Raw genomic sequence first — 21,462 nt, forward strand, 5'->3', positions numbered from 1 at the left:
GACCGGGGCTTCCTAACTTCATGCATTTAGGCCGCGTCGTGCATCAAAATCGCCGCCTCACTGGCGGTCAGATTGCGCCGCGCGTGCGGCCCGTACCCATGCGGATTGTGTTGCAACTCGGGCTGCCGATCAAACAACCGCGCCCGATCTTCTTCCTTCAGTGCATCCAGTGCCGCATTGGCCGGATGGAAGCTCTCCGTCTCCACCCCATTGGCCCAAATCACTTCATGGCACGGCAACAGCAGATGCACATAGGTCACTTCCTTAAGTGCCGTATCCACTCTGATGCTATTGCCGTTCACCAAGTCCTGCGCCGCCACAAGCACTTCGCTCTCGTTAAACAAGGCCCGCGCCGTGGCACCCCGCACCAGCATTCGATGCTCCGGGCTGACCAGCAATTCCTGATCCGGCCGCTCAATGCCCAGCGCACCGGGGCGTATGCGGATTGGCCGCAGTTTTGGCATCGCGAACAATCGCGCCCCGGTCATACGCCGCGCCCCGATCCACTGGACCTCCTGCGCGCCATTGTCCCGCGTCTGCACCTGATCGCCTTCGCGCAACTCTTCAATCAACCGTGGCCCCTGCGGCGTTGCAATCCGCGTGCCCGGTGTAAAACAAATCACTCCGTTACCCTCTTGTACTGATTTTGGCCGCTGCAACGTGCTCATGGCACAATGCACCACCCATAAGCCCTTATTCTTTGGCGGAAGTTCGTCCAGAAACATCAGCAATGGCGCACTGCCATCCACTTCAATCACGGTAGCGGTGTAGCTTTCCGCCCCATCGGTCACCACAAAACCGCCCTCCATCAAGGGCAGTTCAATATCGACCGCATCCAGGTTCTGAATGCCCGTTTGATGATTCACTGCCGCGCCAACCAGCTTGCGCACCATATGCGCCGCACGCTTGCGGATGTTTGCCCCTTCTTCCCCACGGTCCAGACGCAATAACCCATTGGGGCCGTCCACGCGGACGGCATCCCTCGACCAGGACCACACCACGCCTGTTTCCAGCGCCTGCAACGGTGCGGCCTTCTGACCATCTATTTCTGTCTGTGACCAGGAGATGACAAACGTGCCACGAAAGCCCGTTTTCATTGCCTGATTACCTGCCTAGTAGTTTTTTTATTACGGACAGGTTAACAAAGCGAAGGTCAGCTGCCTAGCCGGAAGTTTCAAAAAAACCGAGGTGGCTCAGTGTGTTGCAAAAAACACCCCACCTCACCCTAAAAGCGAATATCCAAACGGACCGCGCCGACAAGTTGTCCCTGGTACTGCATATCGAACTCTTCGCCCAAATATGTGAGGCCATAAAACAGGTGGTGGTTCTTTCCCTGCCAGTGCAGCCCCGCGCGCACACGACGGCGCGTATCAGTCAGCCGATAGCCGCGATCTTCGGGCAAATAGATGCTGCTGAACACTTTGGCGATGTCCGCTCCCACAACAAAACTCAGGCCCTTTTCCTGCCGCGCACCGGAGCGATAACGGTGCCCCGTGACCCAATCGCGCGACACCAACTCGCCGCGGCCAAACCGGCCAAAGGTGAAATCCACACCGGCGCGCACCAGATTTTCATCCCCCGCACGCGCCTCCACAAAGGGGCGCATGCTGGCTTGACCGCCAAGATCAAAATTACGCCCGGTTTCCCCTACAAAGCGCAAGCGCCACTGGTTTGGGATCTGATGCGCCAACACTTCATCTGACGGACCATCAATGCCGATCACATCGTGGATTGCCTTTTGCAGGCTGTTCAGCCCGGTCTGCGGACCAATCATCAAAACGTCACCACCAAAAGCAAACTCGGTGCCATGCCGTTGAAACTGCGTATGTAAGCCTGCGGTCAACATGCCAGCCCAGGGGCGGTCCAACGGAATGTGAGAACTCAGGCAGGCCGGGGCCATGATCTCGCCGCCGACACGCAACTCCAGAAGGTCACCAGCTGACTGCGGCAACGCGCCATTCCAGCCATAGCCCCAGAAACGGCTGGTGCCATAAGAGCCGGACCGCCAACGGTCATAACCATCACCAAGAAAGTCATTCACAAACAGACTGCCAAACCCGAGGTACTCCCGCTCGCCAAAAGGCGTGAAGGAAGCGTCACTGTCTTCCGCTGCCACAGCATGAACGGAAAGCACCCAAACAAAAAACAAAGCAGCAATACGATGCAGCATAGTCAGTCCCCAATAACGCCCCCCGGCTAGGTTCTGATAGCGCGCGCAGGATACCCGCGTCAGCGAAAGACTGACATAATGGTAAATGCCGTAAAAATTGTCCTTAATTCATTAAGGGATGGGAAAGACCGGCACAGAGCAGGAGACCTGCGGTCGTAAGCCTTTCGCATACTGGACATATAATGACATATAATACGGTCAGAACAGGCCGGCTTCTTTGGCGATCAGCGCCGCCTGCGTGCGGTTGCCCGCGTCAATTTTCCGGTAGAGGTTTTTCACATGCAGTTTGATTGTCGGCTCTGACAGATCAAGGTCTCGGGCAATTTCTTTATTGGACTTGCCCACCGACAAACCTTCCAAAACCTGCATTTCACGGCGCGTGAGTTTCTGCGCAATGGGATGCGGCTCAGCAGCCTCCGCTGCCTGCATCAACTCCGCTGGAATAAACTGCTCACCGGCAGCCATAAATTTTATGGCATTGACCAACGAAGACGCGGGCAAGGTCTTTGGCACAAACCCTGAGGCCCCAACCGCCATCGCCTTTTGCACAATATCCCGACTGGCCTCCCCGGAGATCAGCGCCACACGCGGTGACGATGTATGCGCCAACACGCGCTTGACGCCTTCGACGCCTTGCATCCCCGGCATATTGTAATCCAGCAAAACAAGGTCAAACGGCCCCTTGCTGTCCAGCGCCTGCATCGCCTGATCCAAATTAGACACCCCCACGGACCCCATTGTACCGGTGGCGTCAACAAACGCAGTCACCGTGTCCAACAACAAATCATGGTCGTCAGCGATCAAAATTTTCAAAGCGGTCCTCCAAGGGGCCGGAAATCAGCGCGTAAATCGCACCCTACCAAGGCCACATATTACCATACCAATGGTGACTTATACCCGACAATACTGCCCTAGTGTCTCCTGTTGTCCCGCCTCCCCTAGGGAAGATACGGAAAATTTTAAACAAATTCCAAGCTTTACCTAACGGCAAACCTACCCTTTTGTATAGGGGGTTTATCCCCTTGACCAGATGCGCGTATGACGTGTTTTGCCTATTAAAGAAGTTAAGCATAACGAGGCGGTAAGACATGCGTAAAACCACACAAACAGTTTTCGCGCTTGCTGCTTGGCTTTTGCTACCACTCACAGGCCCAGTTTGGGCATCTGACGCAATGGACGTTCCGTCCGGCGATGTCATCCTGACCGTGTCGGGCACGATCGACGCCACAAACGTCGACGACACGGCTCAGTACGATTTGGAGATGCTGCGCACATTACCCGCAGTCTCCATTTCAACCACGACCATATGGACCGATGGGGTTCTTATGTTCACGGGTGTACCGCTAGCGTCGCTGCTGGAAACTCTGGGGAGTTCCGGCAGCACGCTGCGGGCTTCCGCCATCAACGACTACACCATTGAAATTCCGGTCGACACGCTGGAAGGCGAAGCACCGATCTTGGCCTATGAAATGAACGGCGTGCCCATGCACCGCCGTGACAAAGGCCCATTGTGGGTGATCTACCCCTTTGATTCCGATCCCAAATACCGCACGTCGCAGGTGCACTCCCGTGCCGTCTGGCAACTCGACAGGATCGAAGTCGTCGACTAAAGTTTGCGCATGACACTCATGCGCGTACCTTCTTGTAAATCGCTCTTCACCGTTCCGCCCAGGCTGTTGACGCCACGTCGCGCAACCGGCCCGCTGCTGTGAGCCGCCTGCCCACATCCGCCTTTGCAGTGGGCTTACCAAGCTCTCAGCGCAAAAGCCGCCCGTTGCGCATTCTCGGCCTAATCCTCACCGCCCTCATCGCAGTCTTGCTGGTGTTCGCTTTTGTCACCGCCTCGCAAGTTTTCACCAATCTGCGCAACATCAAGCTGCTGGCCTCCAATGATCTGGAATGGTCCCTCGCGCAGATCGAACTGGAAACACGGGACTTTGCAGGTGCCCTCGAAGCCGCAAGGCTCTCGCCAGAGCCGGATTTCGACCGCTTACGTCTCCGGTTCGACATCCTCTACAGCCGCGTCGGCTCCATGGCCACGGCACCAGCTTACCTGCGCCTCGCCGTGGTGCCCGATTTTGACGCCGCACTGAAACGCATGAACACGTTTATGGACGGAGCCATCCCTCACATCGACGGTTCCGATGAAGCTTTGGCGGACGCGCTCCCGCTGCTCTCTGTGCAATCCGCCCACTTGCGCGCAGATGCCCGAGCCATGTCACTCTCCGGCATCGCACTCTACGCCGCTGAAAACGACGCTGCCCGCCAACGTATCACCAACACGCTGTATCGACTGGCCACCATCGCGCTCCTGCTGATCGTCGCCGTGGTCGGCCTGCTGATCAACTTGCTTTACGCCAACCGCGCCGCCCGCCAGAAAGGGCACGCCTTGTCCCAGGCAAACCGCCGCATGAGCACCATCCTCTCCACCTCAATGGATGGCGTGCTTGTGGTCGATGGCACCGGCGCAGTGCTCGAATTCAACAAAGCGTCCGAGGCCATCTTTGGCTACCGCTACGAAGACATCCGCGGCAAGAATGTGCAGGATCTGATCGCCCCCCCCGATCTGCGCGATTCCCACTTTCGCGCCATGGAACGCATCCTCACCGGTCAGGACCGCCACGCCGCAGGCAAAGGCCGCGTGCGCATGGACGCCAAGCGCTCTGATGGCACCATCTTTCCCATCGAGATCGCCATCGAAATGGCCGAGGACAACGACGAGAAGATCCTCATCGGCTTCCTGCACGATATCTCAGATCGTGTCGCGGCGGAGAAAGAACTGCTCGAAACCCGCGACCGCGCTCTGGCAGGCGAGCGTGCGAAAGCCGAATTCCTCGCCGTGATGAGTCACGAAATCCGCACCCCACTCAACGGCATCCTAGGCAACCTCAGCCTGCTGAACGACACCGCACTCGGCCCGATCCAGACCCGCTATGTGCGCAATATGGAAATCTCCGGCCGCGTTCTAATGCGCCATGTCGACACCGTGCTCGACATCACCCGTTTTGAGGCCGGTAAGCTTGACGTCAACATTGCCTGCACCGACCTCTCCAAGCTTCTGCAAGAACTGGTCGACAGCCAACTCTCCGCCGCCAACCGCCACGGCACCACGCTCAGTTGGCGCTGGGAAGGCCCCGCCCGCACCTGGGTCCGCACCGATCGCGCAGCCTTGGAACAGGTGCTGCTCAATCTCGTAGGCAACGCCATCAAATTCACCGACAACGGCACCATCACCATCGAAGCCGAGGCCCTGCCAGAAACCATCAACGGCCATCCCGCAGTTGAACTCAGGGTCGGCGACACCGGCATCGGCATTTCCGAAGACCGCCTGCCCAAAGTGTTTGACGACTTTGTCACCAACGACCCGACGCTGGGCCGCGTGCCCGGCGGCACCGGCCTGGGCCTTGGCATTGCGCGGCGCATCGTCACCGCCTTGGGTGGCGAGATTGGCGTGGAAAGCACGCCCGACGTCGGCAGCACCTTCTGGGTGCGCCTGCCTATGGAAGAAGGCCGCCAACCGCCTGCCCCACAAGCCAGCGAACCAGAGCCGGAACTCGCACACCTGCACATGCTGGTGGTCGAGGACAACGAGATCAACCGTGAGCTGGCACAAGAATTGCTGCAACGAGAAGGCCACTGGGTCACGCTGGCCTCCAACGGTGCCGAAGGTGTGCAGCTGGCCCAAACCAAACAATTCGACATGATCCTTATGGACATTGCCATGCCGGTCATGGACGGCCTCGCAGCCACCAAGCAAATTCGCGCCGGCGACGGCCCGAACAAGGACACGCCCATTGTGGCTGTCTCCGCCAACATCCTGCCGGAAGACCGCGACCGCTTCCTCGCCGCCGGCATGAGCGCCTTCCTGGCCAAACCCATCAACCGGCCTTCACTACAACAAATGTTGCAAGACAGCTTCGCCACAGCAGAGATGTCCGCGCCCGAGCCAACCACCCGCGCCGGTGTGCCGCAAGGCACCTACATTCGCCTTCAAGCGCGCTTTCTGGACGAAGGCGACGCCCTCCTGGCCGCCGTCACCGCGCCGTACCGCGATGTTCAGGATGTCGCCAAACGCTGCCATGACCTCTCCGGCGCTGCCGCGATCTTTGGCGCCCACGCCCTGCATGATATTCTGGCGCAGGCCGACACCGCCGCCAAACAGGGCAACAAGCGCCTGTTTGAAGAGCTGATCACCCAGATCCCAACCCTCTGGCGCGCCACACGCACGGATCTGAACGCACCGGACGTCGCCGAATAACCCCTAGGGCATTTCCGCCCCCAGCGTCGGTGGAAACTCCTGCACCGCCTTCAAGAACCAGCCCAGCGCCCGCCCCCGCTGCCCGCCACTGCGATAGGCCACCGCCATCGGCAACGACGTCTGTTGCGGGAAGTCCAAAATCTCAAACCGACTGCGAAAGTGGCGGCTCTGGGCATAGCTGTCCACCACAACACCCACCGCCTCACTGCGCTCAATCACCCCTGCGGCCATGGTGAAACTTGGCATGATGTGCAGCCGCCGCATCGGGTCCACTTCACCTGCCTGCACCAAATGCTGGATCGGTTCCGCATAAGGCCCGCTTGGCTCTGGCACAATCAGCGGCAACCCCGCCAAGTCCTCGCTGCTCACCGGGCGCCCCACCAACGGATGCCCCCGCCGCACAAAAAACAGCGCGTTGAGCGGCGGCAACGGATCACAGCGCACCCCAGCTTCCGCCATCAACGGCCGTGACGGGCCAATCACCGCATCCAGATCACCCTGCCGAAACAACTGCACCGCCGTCTCAAACGGGGCGCCGCGCAGATGAATGCGCACCTCCGGATGCGCCCCGACCAAAGCCCAAATCGCCCGGCTCATCAGCCCCTCCATCGAACTGGGTGACACGCCAATCCGCAGCACTTGTTCCCGCGTCTGCCGACCCTCATCAACATCCGCCACCAACTGATCCACATCCGCCAAAATCCGCGCCGCGCGATCAATAAACGCCCGTCCTTCTGCCGTGGCTGTCACCCCCCGCGCATGGCGTTCAAACAGCGCCGCGCCGACGTCCTGCTCCACGTCCGCCACCGCTTTGGTCACCGCTGATTGCGTGACATTCAGCGCCCGCGCGGCCGCCGAGATCGCGCCTTGTCGGTCCACCGCCACCACGTAGCGCAGCTTGGTCAGGTTCATCCATTCCCCCAATGAATAGCTCGAGAGAATATTGAATTTGCCAGATACCCCCGTCAATCCGATACTTCGCGTAAGCGAGGAGACATTCACATGAGCACAGAGACAATCGTTGCCGGCGTCGGCATGATCAAATTTGCCAAACCGGGCGCCTCAGATAGCTATGACCAAATGGGGGCTGCGGCCATACGCGCGGCATTGAAAGATGCCGGTCTGAGCTACAAAGACGTGCAACAGGCCTACGCGGGCTACGTCTATGGCGACAGTACCTGTGGCCAGAAAGCGCTCTACCACGTCGGCATGTCCGGCATCCCGATCATCAATGTGAACAACAACTGCTCCACCGGCTCCACCGCGCTCTACATGGCGCGCCAAGCCATCGAAAGTGGCATGGTCGACTGCGTGCTTGCGGTTGGATTTGAACAAATGCAACGCGGTGCCCTGACCAGCCACTGGACCGACCGCCCCACACCGTTTGATGACTTTGACACTGCCTGCGACACGCTTGTCGGCCACGCCGAAGTACCTCTTGCACTGCGCTATTTTGGCGGTGCGGGCAAATCACACATGGAGAAACATGGCACCGAACTGGCCGACTTTGCCAAGATCCGCGCCAAAGCCTCTCGCCACGCCACCAACAACCCTCTTGCCCTGTTTGCAACAGAGGTCACCACCGATGAAGTCCTGGCTGCGCCGGTCATGTGGGATGGCGTGATGACTCGCCTTATGGCCTGCCCGCCCACCTGCGGCGGTGCTGCCGCCATTCTCTGCTCTCCGGCTTTTGCCGCCAAGCACGGCATCGACGCCACTGTGAAAATCAAAGCACAATCCATGACCACCGACTACGCCTCCACCTTTGAGGCTCAGGACATGATGCAAGTGGTTGGCTACGACATGACCGCTGCGGCGGCCAAACAGGTGCAGGAAGCTTCTGGCATCTCTATCGATGATGTGGACGTGGTCGAATTACACGATTGCTTCGCCCACAACGAATTGATCACCTATGAAGGCCTCGGCCTCACGCCAGAAGGCACCGCGCAAAAGTTCATCGCCGATGGCAACAACACCTACGGCGGCAAGTTTGTGACCAACCCCTCCGGCGGCCTGCTCTCCAAAGGCCATCCTCTAGGGGCCACTGGCCTCGCCCAATGTTACGAGTTGACCCACCAACTGCGCGGCACAGCTGACGCCCGTCAAGTTGAGGGGGCAAGAACAGCCCTCCAACACAACCTAGGCCTCGGCGGTGCCTGCGTCGTGACCCTCTATCAGGCGGCATAACTCCATGGGCATTTTCAACCGATCCACCAAAGGCCATGTGACCCCACCCATTGAGGTCACCTTGGAACGCGGCGCGCTGGCGTTCTTCTCTGAAACCATTGGCGAGACAGACCCTGTCTACATTGATCCTGAAACCGCGCAGTCCGAAGGACACCCCGACATCCTCGCCCCCGCCACCTACGCTGTGGTGGTGGGCACCTTTGCCGACCAGGTCGCCCGCCGGAAAGATTTGCCCGACATTCTGGAACTGATCAACGGCGACCTGCGCGTACTGCTGCACGGCACCGAGGCCTACACCTACCACGGCCCGATGTTTGCCGGAGATGTGGTAACCGTGGAAAACGAGGTGACAGATTTCACCGACGCCAAGGGCGGCAAACTGGAAATCGCCCACATCACCACCCGCATCACCCACCCCACGCGCGGCCTCTTGGTAGAGGCCACTCGCGGCATCATCCACCGTCTGGGCTGAGGGAGAGACACAATGACCGTCACACCAACCAATGCCCAAGTCGGTGACAAGCTTCCTGAGCTCACCTTCGGCCCGATCTCCCGCACCACACTGGCGCTCTACGCTGGCGCATCCGGAGATCACAACCCGATTCACATCGATCTGGATTTTGCCAAAAACGCGGGCATGGACGACGTCTTTGCCCACGGCATGTTGTCCATGGCGCAATTGGGTCGCCTTGCCACCAATTGGGCAGGCCAAGACCGCATGCGCGCGCTGTCGACCCGCTTCACTGCGATCACCCCTGTTGGCGCCACCATCACCTGTACCGGCACCGTTGTGGACCGCCATGAGGAGCACGGCCGTGTCCTGCTCACCGTGAAACTCGCCGCCCATATCGACGACGGCACCCAAACCCTGCGCGGCGAAGCCAAAATCTGCGGCACGCCCTAAATTCACAATAGGATACTCCCATGCCCAATCACATGTGGATGAGCGAAGACCACGTAGCCTTCGCCGACACCGTCAAACGCTTCTTTGACGAAGAGGTCACCCCCAACAAAGACGCCTGGACCGAGGCTGGCGTCATCCCCAAATCCCTTTGGAAAAAAGCCGGAGACCTCGGCATCCTTGGTGCCACCTTCCCCGAAGAACACGGCGGACTTGGCCTCTCGCGCCACTTTGACGCCGTGACCTTTCTGGAGCAAACCAAGGCGGGCGACAGCGGCTGGGGTGTCTCCGTGCACAACATCGCCGCGCATTACATCACCGCCTTTGGCACCGACGAGCAAAAGGCCCGCTGGCTACCCGATCTGGCCACAGGTGACAAAGTCGCCGCCATCGCCATGACTGAACCCGGCACAGGGTCCGACCTGCAGGCTGTGAAAACCACCGCCATCCGCGACGGCAACGAATATCTCATCAACGGCTCCAAAACCTTCATCACCAACGGCGGTTCCGCCGACCTGATCGTGCTGGTCGCCAAAACCGACCCCAGCGCCAAAGGCCGAGGCGTTTCCCTGATTGTGGTGGAAACCGAAGGTCTCGAGGGGTTCGCCGTAGGCCGCTGTCTCAAGAAGATGGGCATGAAGCGCAACGACACCGCAGAGCTCAGCTTTACCGACGTGCGCGCGCCCCTCACCAACCTGATCGGCTCCGAGGAAGGCCAAGGCTTCATCCAACTGATGAAACAGCTGCCTTGGGAACGCTTGATCCTTGGCTACATGGCTCTGGGCGCTTCGCAATGCGCACTCGAGCACACGCTGGCCTATGTGAAAGAACGCAAAGCCTTTGGCAAACGGGTGATGGACTTCCAGAACACCCGCTTCAAACTGGCGGAATGCGCCACCAAAATTGAACTGCTCGCCTCTTTCTGTGACACCTGCCTGACCGAACTCGAAGCCGGGCAACTCACCGCCGAAAAAGCCGCCATGGTGAAATGGTGGGGCACCCAGACCCAATGTGAAATCGTCGACGAATGCCTCCAGCTACACGGCGGCTATGGCTACATGTCCGAATTTCCGATTTCGGAACTCTACACCGACGCCCGCGTGCAAAAGATCTACGGCGGCACCAACGAGATCATGAAAGAAGTGATCGCCCGCTCGCTGGACATCGACTGAGGACTGCAAATGAAACTCACCGGAAAAACCGCCTACATCACCGGCGCAGGCAACGGCATCGGCCGCGCCGTCGCCCTGAAACTCGCCGCTGAAGGCGCCAACATCGTGCTCAACGACCTAGAGGACGCCCCAGCCCAAGCCGTGGTTGAAGAAATCACCGCTGCAGGCGGCAATGCCATCGCCGTGGTTGGCTCGGTCACGGAAAACGGCTTTGCCGAGCGCTTCATCGGCGCAGGTGTGCAAAAATGGAACGCCATCGATATCATCGTCAACAACGCCGGCTATACCTGGGACAGCCTGATCGGCCACATGACCGACGATCAGTTTGACGCCATGATGGACGTGCACGTGAAAGCGCCCTTCCAAATCCTTCGCGCCGCCTCCGGCTTCATCAAAGGCCACGCCAAACAGGAAGCGCAAGAGGGCCGCGAGGTCTTCCGCAAGGTGGTCAACATCTCATCCATCGCAGGCACCGGCGGGAATGTCGGCCAAGCCAACTACTCCTCCGCCAAATCCGCCGTGCTGGGCCTGACCAAATCGCTGGCCAAAGAATGGGGCCGCTACAAAGTCAACGTGAACTGCGTCGCCTTCGGCTACATTGAAACCCGCCTCACCCAAGCCACCGACGACAAGAAATCCATCACTGTGGATGGCAACACCGTCGGCATCGGTATCCCAACCAAAGTCGCGGGCGGCTTTGCCGCCATGGTGCCCCTTGGCCGCCCCGGCACGCCCGAGGAAGCGGCAGACGGCGTTTACCTGATGTGCTGCCCCGAAAGCAATTACGTCTCCGCTCAAGTGCTCACAGTCGGCGGCGGGTTGAACGGGCTGTAAACCATGTAAAGCCAAATCGCAAAACTACGCGCCCGCGTCTTGTTAATTCTGACACAAAACTCTGCCTTCATGAGCCTGCAGAGTCGTGACGCCTCAAGCGCGCTGGAGCATCTGCGATGACCCAAAGGACCAAACCTATGCTGCAAGGCATCCGAATCATCGAAATCGAAGGCCTCGGCCCCGGCCCTTTTGCCGCCATGCATCTGGCAGACCTTGGCGCGGATGTGATCACCATCCATCGCAAGGGCGGCGGATCTATCACCGCCGACCAATCCGTGCTTGATCGTGGCAAACGCTCCATCGCGCTGGATCTCAAAGACCCCGATGACTTCTCTGTAGCCAAAAAACTCATCGATTCCGCAGATGCGCTGATCGAAGGTTTCCGCCCCGGCGTGATGGAACGGCTCGGCCTAGGTCCGGCGGACTGCCATGCCACCAATCCACGCCTGGTTTATGGCCGCATGACCGGTTGGGGTCAAACCGGGCCGCGCGCAGAAACAGCCGGCCACGACCTCAACTACATCGCCCAATCCGGGGCGCTCTGGTACGCCTCTGAACCCGGCTCCCCCCCGATCACTCCCGCGACCCTGGTGGGCGACATTGGTGGCGGCGCGTTGTATCTGGTGATCGGCATCCTGACCGGCATCTTGAATGCGCAGGAAATTGGCCAAGGCACGGTGGTGGACGCTGCGATTGTCGATGGCTCCGCTCACATGATGACGCTCTTGATGGCGCTGCGCCAAGCCGGTGGGCTGGCAATGGAACGTGGTCACAGCCTTCTTGACGGCCCACATTGGTCGCGCAGCTACGTCTGCGCCGATGGTGGCTATGTCTCCGTGCAAGCGCTGGAGCCACAATTCTACGCCGCCTTCCTCGACAAACTTGGACTGGCTGACGATCCCGAGTTTGCCAAGCAACACGATCGCGCCCTCTGGCCCAAACTCACAGCCCGCTTGACCGACATCTTTGTGCGCGAACCACGCCTACATTGGGATGACCTGTTTGCAGGCTCTGACGCTTGCGTCGCGGTTGTGCTCTCGCCGGAAGAAAGCGCAAATTCCGCGCATATGTCAGCCCGCCATGTCTGGCACCACACGGACGGCAACTTACAAGCCGCCCCCGCCCCGCGTTTTGACGACCACGTGGAAGACATCAAGCCCGCTCCCATGCGCGGCGAGCACACCGCTGCCATCCTCAAAGACCTCGGCATTGAACTGGACAGCTAAAACCCGTCCGCCCCCCCGACACACTCAAACTCACCCAGGTTTCTTCTTGCCAAAAATATCCCGGGGGAGTCGCACCAAAGGGGCGGCGGGGGCAGCGCCCCTTTTCCAAAACGCACCCTTGCGCACACCGCAACGCACGGTCTCTTAACGCAACGGAGGCGCGCCAATGGCGCACCTCCGCAAAACAGTCGCGATACAGACGTGATACCGACGTCAGAATCGGTGGTTAATTGCCACGCACCGTATCAATCATCAGCTGCACATTTTCCGGATCGGCGTCCGGGGTGATTCCATGACCCAGGTTGAAGATATGCGGCCCCTTGCCAAAGGCCTCGACAATCTTGCGGGTCTCATCAACCAGATCCTGACCACCGGTCACCATATGGGAAGACTTCAGGTTGCCCTGCACGCAGCCCGAGGACTGCACATTCGCCGCCGCCCAGTCCGGTGTCACACCATCATCCAGCGCCACACAGTCGGCTCCAGTGGCTTCAGCAAAGCCCACATAGCGGTCCCCTGCCCCACGTGGGAAGGCGATGATGGGTGTGTCCGGATGGCGCGCTTTCAAGGCCGCAATGATTTTCTTAGCCGGTTCAACAGCATAGCGATCAAAGTCCGCGCCTTTCAGCGAACCCGCCCAGCTGTCAAACAGCTTCACAACCTCAGCGCCCGCCTCGATCTGCTTAGACAGATATTCCACGGTGCCTTCGGTCAGAATATCAATGATCTGGTCAAAAACTTCCGGATTTTCATCCTTCAGCTTGTGCGCAGGGCCCTGATCCGGGGTTCCACGTCCCGCCACCATATAGGTCGCCACAGTCCACGGCATACCTGCAAAGCCAATCAGTGTTGTTTCTTCCGGCAATTCCCGGCTCAAAATTCGCACGGTTTCATACACCGGATTGAGCGTCTCGTGGATCTCGGAGACCGGCTTCAGCTTGTCAAAATCCGCCTGATTTTCGATGGTCGAAAGCCGTGGTCCTTCGCCGGTCACAAACCACAAATCCGCACCAAGCGCCTGTGGTAAAAGCAGAATATCGGCAAACAGGATCGCTGCATCAAAGCCATAACGCCGGATCGGTTGCAGGGTCACCTCAGCAGCCAGTTCGCTGTTGTAGCACAAGGACAGGAAGTCACCTGCCTCGCCACGTGTCGCGCGATATTCCGGCAGATAGCGGCCAGCTTGGCGCATCATCCAGATGGGAGGGGTGTCGAGTGTCTCGCCGGCCAATGCCCGCAGAATTTTCTTGGTCTGTGTCATGCGTCCCTCTTAGTCCTGCCCAATTCGCCGCTCGTTGATTTGAGTCAAGGAAGCCATGTGACTTTCCGTGCCTTTTCAACCCAACTCACCCGCCCTGCCAATTTGGCGAGGCTTCTCTACGCTAGGTCTCGCGCGCACCTCCTGTTGTCAACCCTTAGGACGCTTGCCAGACCCGCCACTCAGGATTAGACCGTCGCCATGACAGTGACTTTGCCAACCCCCGCCTCCCCGCTGAAAATCGGCACCCGCGGCTCCCCGCTGGCGCTTGCGCAAGCTTATGAAACCCGCCGCCGCTTGATGGCTGCGTTTGACTTGCCCGAAGAAGCTTTCGAGATCGTGGTCATCACCACATCCGGCGACAATGCGCAGCTGATTGCCAAGGACAAACCTCTCAAAGAGGTTGGCGGCAAAGGCCTGTTCACAAAGGAAATTGAAGAGGCCATACTGGTTGGCGGTATCGACATTGCCGTGCACTCGATGAAAGACATGCCGGTCCTGCAACCGGACGGTCTGCTGCTCGACACCTACCTGCCGCGTGAAGACACGCGCGACGCCTTTGTCTCTCCGCAGCATGCGACCTTGGCCGACCTGCCAGAAGGTGCGACCGTTGGCACTTCCAGCCTGCGCCGCCGTGCACAATTGTTGAATTACCGCAAAGATCTCAACGTCGTAGAATTTCGCGGCAACGTGCAAACCCGCCTGAAAAAGCTTGAGGACAAGGTCGCAGATTGCACCTTCCTCGCCATGGCGGGCCTCAACCGACTCGACATGAGCCACGTGGCATCCTCGGCGATTCAACCCGAAGAGATGTTGCCTGCCGTAGCCCAAGGCGCCATTGGCATCGAGCGTCGCGCCGATGACATGAGCACCGCCGCCTTGCTCGAAGCCATTCACGACGGCCCAACCGGCCAACGCTTGAACGCTGAGCGCGCCTTCCTCGCCGCACTGGACGGCTCTTGCGAAACCCCGATTGCTGGCCTTGCAGAGCTTGACGGCAGCACCCTCCGCCTGCGCGGCGAAGTGCTGCGTCCTGATGGTTCCGAAAGTCTGCGTGACGATCAAACTGCCCCCATTGAAGACGGTGCAGCATTGGGCGAGAGCATGGCAAAATACCTGCTAGAACGAGGTGGCGCAGGCTTTTTTGACTGGCGCAGCTGACACCAATTTTCGATTAATTTCCCCTTAACCGTGCCATTCCCGGCATGTTTCGGCCATGTTTTTAAAACACTCTGATCCCATCAACAGGGATCAGAGGACCAAGCCATGCACGCGTTGGGACAACTGGGCACTATCGACGATTATCGCTGGGACACATTGCAGCCACGGCCGTTAAACGCAGGGTATTGCGTTCGTGAAACCGACGGCGAGTTCCGTCATTCTTCTCTCAAAGAAACGCTACTACGCTTCATTGGGGTCGTGTTTGTCCTCAGTTCATTGGTGCAATGGAGCTTCCCGGACGCCAATTTTGCTGGCAACCCGATGATATCAAAGTCTTTGTTATCCATCGCTTTTGCGCTGATCGGCATGGCGGCCTACCGCTTCGCCATGAAGGGCCACCGCGCCGAAATCCGCTTTGACGGTAAGTCCCGCACCATCGTGCTCTGCGCCCTGAACCGCCGGGATCAACAGAAGGCCGCCCGCAAACTGCCGCTCCGCGACATCACTAGTATTTACGTGCGGCGCACCGATATGGCTGCTGGCAAAGCCGCCCTGCGCATCCGCTTGAAATCCGGCGGCGCAGAGCTCACCGCGTTACGCGGCGACCTGAGCGAAGTAGAAGCAGTCCACGCCTTACTATGTGGCAATATCCGCAAAGCGCAGCAGCGCTAACGTCCTGCTGTCACACCCATTTTGCCATGGGTGGCAAGCTCATTAGAACCGCATTTGCATCATGGCCAGTTTCCAGACCAAACTTGGTGCCGCGGTCATAGACAAGGTTGTATTCCGCATAGAGCCCGCGATGCACCAATTGCGCATCTTTTTCGGCCTCGCCAAAACCGTCAACACGACGCTTCTCAACCAAGGGTACAAAAGCCGGCAGGAACGCCTTGCCAATGTCCTGAATAAAGCCAAAGTCCGCCGCCCAATCACCGGTGTTGTGATCATCCAGAAAGATGCCACCAACCCCACGCGCGCGGTTGCGGTGCGGAATGTAAAAGTACTCGTCCGCCCAAGCCTTTAGCCGCGGGTAATGTTCGCTACCATGCGCGTCACAATGCGTCTTCTGCACCCCGTGGAAATGCGCGGTATCCTCGTCATACTCCAAACAGGGGTTCAGATCGGAGCCGCCACCAAACCACCAACCATGTGGCGTCCAGAACATTCGTGTGTTCATGTGCACCGCTGGGCAATGCGGGTTCTGCATATGCGCCACAAGGCTTATACCGCTGGCCCAGAACCGCGGATCTTCTTTCATACCCGGCAAGCCTTTGCGCGCCGCCATGGCGTTCTGCGCTCGCTCTCCCAACTCGCCGTAGACGGTGGAAATATTCACACCGACTTTCTCAAACACACGCCCGCCACGCATCACCGACATCAATCCGCCACCGGCGTCTGACCCGTCCGCACTGCTGCGCGTGGTCTCGGTCACTTCAAAACGACCCGCGGCTTGATCGGAAAACGGACCTTCACAGTGGCTGTCCTCCAACCCCTCAAAAGCAGCCACAATCTGATCTCGCAATTCACGAAACCATGCGCTGGCGCGTTGCTTTTCGGTGTCCATCTGATCAGACATGCCTGCCCCTCCGTTGTGTTCCGCACTGCCTATCATCGGCACAGAACAGACGCCAGCGGCAGAACAGCGCGGATTAATGCGCTGGCGTGCTCACCGTATCCAGAAGCGAGCGCCCGCCATCCACGGTCACAATCTGACCGGTCATAAACCCCGACGCCTCCGAGGCCAAAAACTGCACCGCATCCGCCAATTCGCCCGGCGCTGCAATCCGGCCCAGCGGCGTGTGCTGCTCAATTTCATTGCGACAATCGCGGTTGTCTTTCAAGGCGGTCTGCAGGCTTGCTGACATCACAGAGCCAATCGCCACCGCATTCACCCGGATACGCTCCGGCGCCAAAGCCACTGCCATGGCACGGGTCATTTGGTCCAATGCAGCCGTGGCAATCGAGTACCCCAGCAAATCGGGTTGCGAGCGCTGCGCCGCAATCGAGCTGAGGTTCACAATCGCCCCGGCAGGGCCTTCGTCGCGCCCTTCAGCCTGCTTGATCATGCGCTTAGCCACGATTTGGCTTAACCGCAGCGACGTCATCAGGTTCTGCTGGATCATCAGGTCCACCGACGTGTCATCCGGATTGAGCGGATCACTGGTGGTCACTTGCCGGCAGCCATTGATCAAAATGTCGATCTGATCAAAGGCGTCAATCGTGGCGGAGATCAGATTGTTGATCGTGAGCTTTTCACGCAGGTCGCCAGCGAAATACCGCACATTGCCCTCTTCAGGGCGCTCTCCAAATTCAGCGCACAGGCTCTTTTCATCCACATCGGCAAACATGACATTAGCGCCATGGTCCGCAAAGTGTCGCCCCACTGCCAGACCAATACCGTTGGCAGAGCCGGTGATAATGGCGGTTTTACCCGCGATATTAAAAGACATCTACGATCCCCATCACACTGTCCGTGAGCCTACACCAGCTCTGTGTCACCCTCTGGCCCGCGTAGGGCGCTGTGCATGCAATACCTTGAAACGGGTGTCCCCGGCAACGGCCTCGACAGATTGGAACGCATCCTGAAGCGTCGCCTCATAAGGCAGGTGACGGTTGGCGACCATCCAAAGATGCCCAGAGGGCGCCAGCATCTTGGCCGCAGCGCGGATAAAGCTCTCTCCCAAAGCGGGCTCTGCCTTCCGGCCAGTGTGAAACGGCGGGTTCATCACAACCGTATCCACACGGTGGCCTGGCTTGAAGTTGGTGGCGTCCGCCCAATGAAATTGTGCGCGCGGATCGCTCAGGTTTTCCTTGGCACATTCCAGCGCCACATGATCCGCCTCAACCAGATGCAACACATCAAACGCCTGACGCGCGGCCATCTCACAAGAGAGATAGCCCCATCCGGCCCCCAGATCCGCCACAACCCGCCCCAGTTTGGGCGGCAAAGCCGCTGCCAACATCTTGGACGCCGGGTCCACACCGTCTGCGCTGAACACGCCCGGACGGGTGATAAATCGATTTTCTATTTTTGCGGGGGCGCCTGCCAGCCAGTCGTCAAACGCACCGCCTTCAAACCAAAACAAGCGCCCATGGGATTTGGCAAAACTGCCCAATACATCGGCCCGCTTTCGACACTCTTTATAAAGCCCGTCAATGCCGTCGGTTTTCTGCCCATCCACAATGACAAGGTCTGCACACCTAGAAGCCCGCGCTATCAAATCCCGTGCCAGTGCCTTGGCACGCGGCAACACCACAACGGCGGCAGCGTAGCGACCTTCTTCAGCAACATCAGCGTCGTAGCCGACGCTAGAAAAGGCATCAAAATCGGGCTTCAGATGCTGAATCACATGCACCTGCACACGCGGCAAAGCGCTCAGGTCAAAGCCAACACGCGGCGCAAACACAGCAATCCGTCCGTCAGACGGCAAGGACAGGCCGTAGTCTTCTACAGCCAGTGACAATCGGGAATGGGACATTTTATGCGGTGAACCGGGCAGCCCCGGTCACTCCTTCTCCATCGTGCACTGCAGGGGATGCTGATGGCGCTGCGCCAAATCCATCACCTGAGTGACCTTGGTTTCTGCAATTTCGTGACTGAACACACCCACAACCGCCACACCTTTTTTGTGCACGGTGAGCATGATCTCAAACGCTTGCGCATGGGTCATCGAGAAGAACCGCTCCAGCACAAGCACCACAAACTCCATTGGTGTATAGTCATCGTTGAGCAACATCACCTTATAAAGCGGCGGCTTTTTGGTGCGCGTACGTGTCTCCAGCGCGACACCCAGATCGCCGCCATCATCGTCGCCCATGCTCATGTTCATCGTCTGCAATGGCATATTCACAAGAATCCGGTTTGTGGTTTGCTGTTTATATAGCCTGAAGTTGGCCATAGAAAAGAGGTCAGGAACAATCGGATCTTTTTCATGCCCAAGACCCTCACAACTGTTGCCTTTGATGCAGATGACACACTTTGGCACACAGACCGGTTTTTCCGTCTGACCCAAGCCAAATTTGCGGAGCTTCTTGCGGACTTTACGGAACCGGACCAACTCGAGGAACGACTGTTAGCGGCAGAGCGGCGCAATGTTGGGCACTACGGGTTCGGCACCAAGGGATTTGTCCTCTCAATGATCGAAACCGCCATCGAGGTCACCGAAGAACGTGTCCCAGCATCGGTGATTGCCGAACTGATGGCTTGTGGTCGAGACATGCTGCAGCACCCCATCGAGTTACTCCCGCACGCAAGGGAAGTAATTGAAACTCTGTCAAAAACCCATCGATTGTTGCTCATCACCAAGGGCGACCTGCTCGACCAGGAACGCAAAGTTGCCCAATCCGGTCTGGGTGAGGCATTTGAGTGGGTTGAGATTGTCAGTCACAAAACTGCCAACACCTACACAAGAGCGTTTAACACCTACGCAGACGGTCCAGATCGCGCCCTGATGGTTGGCGACTCAATGAAATCCGATATTGTGCCTTCCCTGTCTGTCGGCAGCTGGGCTGCGCATGTCCCCAATGGCCCAGCTTGGGTGTTGGAGCAGGCGGAAACACCAACAGACAACCCCCGATTTGTGGCGCTTTCGTCACTGTCAGAAATTTTGCCGCTGGTTGAAGAGATTGGCTAAGCGCGTCACAAAGCAGGTGTAGCGGCCAGCCACACTTTGGCCACAACATCTACTCCCCCACCTGAACAAGCCACTCCAAATCTGCAGAAACACACGCTTTATTCGTTTCCAACCCTGTGTTACGCTTCCTGTAATAATAATTGGTCAGACCGGAAAACCGGCGGCCTGAGGCAGAAAAAAGAGCAGTTCACATGAAGGCGCGGCGCATTCAGCCGGCCCGTTTCGGGCTATTTTTGGCGACACTGGCATTCTGTTCGGTGTTGACCCCCATGGTGTCTTTGGCAGCACCTTACGCAGCAATGGTGATTGACGCGCGGGACGGCAAAGTCCTGCACAGTCGCAATGCCGATACCCGATTGCACCCCGCCTCCCTGACCAAGATGATGACTCTCTACATTGCCATGGAAGCGGTGGAGAACGGCGAGATCAGCTTGGACACCAAGGTCAAAATCTCCAAAAATGCCGCCGCCGAACCACCTTCCAAACTGGGTTTGCAGGCCGGTCAGCGCATTGCGCTACGTTATCTCATCCGTGCGGCTGCCGTAAAATCCGCAAACGATGCTGCCACGGCCATTGGCGAGGCCATCGAGGGATCTGAGGCCGCTTTTGCCCGGCGCATGAACCGCACCGCCAAAGCGCTTGGCATGTCCAACACCACGTTCAAAAACATGCATGGTTTGACCCAGAGCGGGCACATGTCCACCGCACGTGACATGACCACGCTGGGCCGCCACGTGCTTTATGACTACCCGGACTATTATAACCTCTTCTCTCGCCGCTCGACCAGCGCAGGCATCAAGACCGTCAACAACACCAACCGCCGCCTTCTGGCTGCCTACAAAGGCGCAGATGGTATCAAAACCGGATACACCCGCGCCGCGGGCTTCAACCTTGTGGCCTCCGCAGAACGCGGCAACAAACGCGTGATCGCCACCGTGTTTGGCGGACGCTCGACCGCCACTCGCAATGCCAAAGTAGCAGAATTGCTGGATCTCGGCTTCAACCGATCCGCCAGCCGTGTCGCTTTGCGCAAACCTGGCTTGCCCGCCTACCAAGGCAAAACGCAGCCTGTAACCGGTAAAACAATCCGCGTGGCAACCGCCGTGAAAAAGTCGTTGCGCCCGGTCCTGCGCCCAACCGCCGCCACAGAAGACCAACCTTCCGCAGTTGTCGCCGCCGCCATGTCAGAGGCCACAGTCACCACAGAAACCTCGGTTGTGGCGGAAGCCACAATCATCGAGCACGACATTCAATCCGCTCTGTTGCAAGCCCAAGACAACACCGGCGTGACCCTGGTCAGCCTCCAAGAAGAGCCGACACCGCCACCGCAACCCAAGGTCGTGACCCGCATCTCCACCGCGGGCGGACGTCACTGGGGCATCAACGTTGGGCGCTACAACAGCCGTTTTGCCGCCGAAAAGATGCTGCTCAAGACCGCCCTAGCAGAGATGGCCACGCTGGATGGCAGTTTGCGCAAAGTCGTCAAAAACTCCCGTGGCTTTGAGGCCAACTTCCTTGGCATGTCCAAAGAAACGGCGGACTTGGCATGTCGCCGCCTGCAAGCGCGCCAGATCACCTGCTATACACTGGGCCCAGGTTAACCAGGTTAAAAAGACAACCAACTAGAAACGAAAAGACCGTCGCAGCCCCTGCGACGGTCT

The 21,462-nt window shown here is 58.6% G+C and carries 21 protein-coding genes; 12 read left to right on the top strand and 9 right to left on the bottom strand.

Features of this window, described 5'->3' with window-relative positions; translation table 11 throughout:
- Positions 1–26 precede the first annotated feature (26 nt).
- From Q0955_RS14705 to Q0955_RS14715, 3 genes are all read right to left on the bottom strand, one after another.
- The gene (locus tag Q0955_RS14705; RefSeq protein WP_299425402.1) at positions 27–1,097 is read right to left on the bottom strand and encodes a Hint domain-containing protein; all 1,071 of its coding nucleotides are present in this window, start codon (positions 1,095–1,097) and stop codon (positions 27–29) included.
- A gap of 128 nt (positions 1,098–1,225) precedes the next feature.
- Entirely contained in the window at positions 1,226–2,170 is a 945-nt protein-coding gene (locus tag Q0955_RS14710; RefSeq protein ID WP_299425405.1) for a lipid A-modifier LpxR family protein, read from the bottom strand.
- 198 nt (positions 2,171–2,368) lie between these two features.
- Positions 2,369–2,983 carry a response regulator transcription factor gene (locus Q0955_RS14715; protein WP_299425408.1) on the bottom strand — a complete coding sequence of 205 codons (615 nt, stop codon included), beginning with the start codon at positions 2,981–2,983 and terminating at the stop codon, positions 2,369–2,371.
- 275 nt (positions 2,984–3,258) lie between these two features.
- Between Q0955_RS14715 and Q0955_RS14720 the strand changes: the two genes are divergently transcribed.
- The gene (locus Q0955_RS14720; RefSeq protein WP_299425410.1) at positions 3,259–3,780 is read left to right on the top strand and encodes a molybdopterin-dependent oxidoreductase; all 522 of its coding nucleotides are present in this window, start codon (positions 3,259–3,261) and stop codon (positions 3,778–3,780) included.
- A 98-nt stretch (positions 3,781–3,878) separates the two neighbouring features.
- Entirely contained in the window at positions 3,879–6,428 is a 2,550-nt protein-coding gene (locus Q0955_RS14725) for a PAS domain-containing hybrid sensor histidine kinase/response regulator (protein WP_299425413.1), read from the top strand.
- Positions 6,429–6,431: 3 nt separating this feature from the next.
- On the opposite strand, the gene Q0955_RS14730 is transcribed toward Q0955_RS14725, so the two are convergent.
- Positions 6,432–7,340, bottom strand: coding sequence for a LysR family transcriptional regulator (locus Q0955_RS14730; protein WP_299425415.1), 909 nt, complete (start codon positions 7,338–7,340; stop codon positions 6,432–6,434).
- A 90-nt stretch (positions 7,341–7,430) separates the two neighbouring features.
- Here Q0955_RS14730 and Q0955_RS14735 point away from each other — a divergent pair, with 90 nt between their 5' ends.
- From Q0955_RS14735 to Q0955_RS14760, 6 genes are all read left to right on the top strand, one after another.
- Complete coding sequence (locus Q0955_RS14735; RefSeq protein WP_299425418.1) at positions 7,431–8,615, top strand: lipid-transfer protein; 1,185 nt, start codon at positions 7,431–7,433, stop codon at positions 8,613–8,615.
- A gap of 4 nt (positions 8,616–8,619) precedes the next feature.
- Positions 8,620–9,087 carry a MaoC family dehydratase N-terminal domain-containing protein gene (locus Q0955_RS14740; RefSeq protein WP_299425421.1) on the top strand — a complete coding sequence of 156 codons (468 nt, stop codon included), beginning with the start codon at positions 8,620–8,622 and terminating at the stop codon, positions 9,085–9,087.
- Between the two features lie 12 nt (positions 9,088–9,099).
- The gene (locus Q0955_RS14745; RefSeq protein WP_299425424.1) at positions 9,100–9,519 is read left to right on the top strand and encodes a MaoC family dehydratase; all 420 of its coding nucleotides are present in this window, start codon (positions 9,100–9,102) and stop codon (positions 9,517–9,519) included.
- A gap of 20 nt (positions 9,520–9,539) precedes the next feature.
- The gene (locus tag Q0955_RS14750; RefSeq protein WP_299425427.1) at positions 9,540–10,688 is read left to right on the top strand and encodes an acyl-CoA dehydrogenase family protein; all 1,149 of its coding nucleotides are present in this window, start codon (positions 9,540–9,542) and stop codon (positions 10,686–10,688) included.
- 9 nt (positions 10,689–10,697) lie between these two features.
- Entirely contained in the window at positions 10,698–11,522 is an 825-nt protein-coding gene (locus tag Q0955_RS14755) for an SDR family NAD(P)-dependent oxidoreductase (protein WP_299425430.1), read from the top strand.
- 137 nt (positions 11,523–11,659) lie between these two features.
- Positions 11,660–12,748: a CaiB/BaiF CoA-transferase family protein gene (locus tag Q0955_RS14760; RefSeq protein WP_299425786.1), complete on the top strand. Its 1,089-nt coding sequence runs from the start codon at positions 11,660–11,662 to the stop codon at positions 12,746–12,748.
- A 226-nt stretch (positions 12,749–12,974) separates the two neighbouring features.
- On the opposite strand, the gene hemE is transcribed toward Q0955_RS14760, so the two are convergent.
- Entirely contained in the window at positions 12,975–14,009 is a 1,035-nt protein-coding gene (hemE, locus tag Q0955_RS14765) for a uroporphyrinogen decarboxylase (RefSeq protein ID WP_299425433.1), read from the bottom strand.
- Between the two features lie 198 nt (positions 14,010–14,207).
- Between hemE and hemC the strand changes: the two genes are divergently transcribed.
- Both hemC and Q0955_RS14775 read left to right on the top strand, forming a co-directional pair.
- Positions 14,208–15,167 carry a hydroxymethylbilane synthase gene (gene hemC, locus Q0955_RS14770; RefSeq protein WP_299425435.1) on the top strand — a complete coding sequence of 320 codons (960 nt, stop codon included), beginning with the start codon at positions 14,208–14,210 and terminating at the stop codon, positions 15,165–15,167.
- A gap of 105 nt (positions 15,168–15,272) precedes the next feature.
- Positions 15,273–15,839 (top strand): hypothetical protein, encoded by a 567-nt coding sequence (locus Q0955_RS14775; protein WP_299425437.1) that lies wholly within the window; start codon positions 15,273–15,275, stop codon positions 15,837–15,839.
- Between the two features lie 10 nt (positions 15,840–15,849).
- On the opposite strand, the gene hemF is transcribed toward Q0955_RS14775, so the two are convergent.
- The 4 genes from hemF to clpS form a co-directional block, all read right to left on the bottom strand.
- A complete protein-coding gene (gene hemF / locus Q0955_RS14780; RefSeq protein ID WP_299425440.1) occupies positions 15,850–16,743 on the bottom strand; it encodes an oxygen-dependent coproporphyrinogen oxidase in 894 nt (297 codons plus the stop codon).
- A 73-nt stretch (positions 16,744–16,816) separates the two neighbouring features.
- Positions 16,817–17,617, bottom strand: a complete 801-nt coding sequence (locus tag Q0955_RS14785) for an SDR family oxidoreductase (protein ID WP_299425442.1) — start codon at positions 17,615–17,617, stop codon at positions 16,817–16,819.
- A 45-nt stretch (positions 17,618–17,662) separates the two neighbouring features.
- A complete protein-coding gene (locus Q0955_RS14790; protein ID WP_299425445.1) occupies positions 17,663–18,646 on the bottom strand; it encodes a class I SAM-dependent methyltransferase in 984 nt (327 codons plus the stop codon).
- A 27-nt stretch (positions 18,647–18,673) separates the two neighbouring features.
- The gene (gene clpS, locus Q0955_RS14795; RefSeq protein ID WP_299425447.1) at positions 18,674–19,012 is read right to left on the bottom strand and encodes an ATP-dependent Clp protease adapter ClpS; all 339 of its coding nucleotides are present in this window, start codon (positions 19,010–19,012) and stop codon (positions 18,674–18,676) included.
- An 87-nt stretch (positions 19,013–19,099) separates the two neighbouring features.
- Between clpS and Q0955_RS14800 the strand changes: the two genes are divergently transcribed.
- A complete protein-coding gene (locus Q0955_RS14800) occupies positions 19,100–19,801 on the top strand; it encodes an HAD family hydrolase (protein ID WP_299425449.1) in 702 nt (233 codons plus the stop codon).
- Between the two features lie 191 nt (positions 19,802–19,992).
- Positions 19,993–21,402 (top strand): D-alanyl-D-alanine carboxypeptidase family protein, encoded by a 1,410-nt coding sequence (locus tag Q0955_RS14805; RefSeq protein ID WP_299425451.1) that lies wholly within the window; start codon positions 19,993–19,995, stop codon positions 21,400–21,402.
- Positions 21,403–21,462: the final 60 nt, after the last annotated feature.

The sequence above is a fragment of the uncultured Shimia sp. genome, from assembly GCF_947493595.1.
Taxonomy (GTDB): domain Bacteria; phylum Pseudomonadota; class Alphaproteobacteria; order Rhodobacterales; family Rhodobacteraceae; genus Shimia.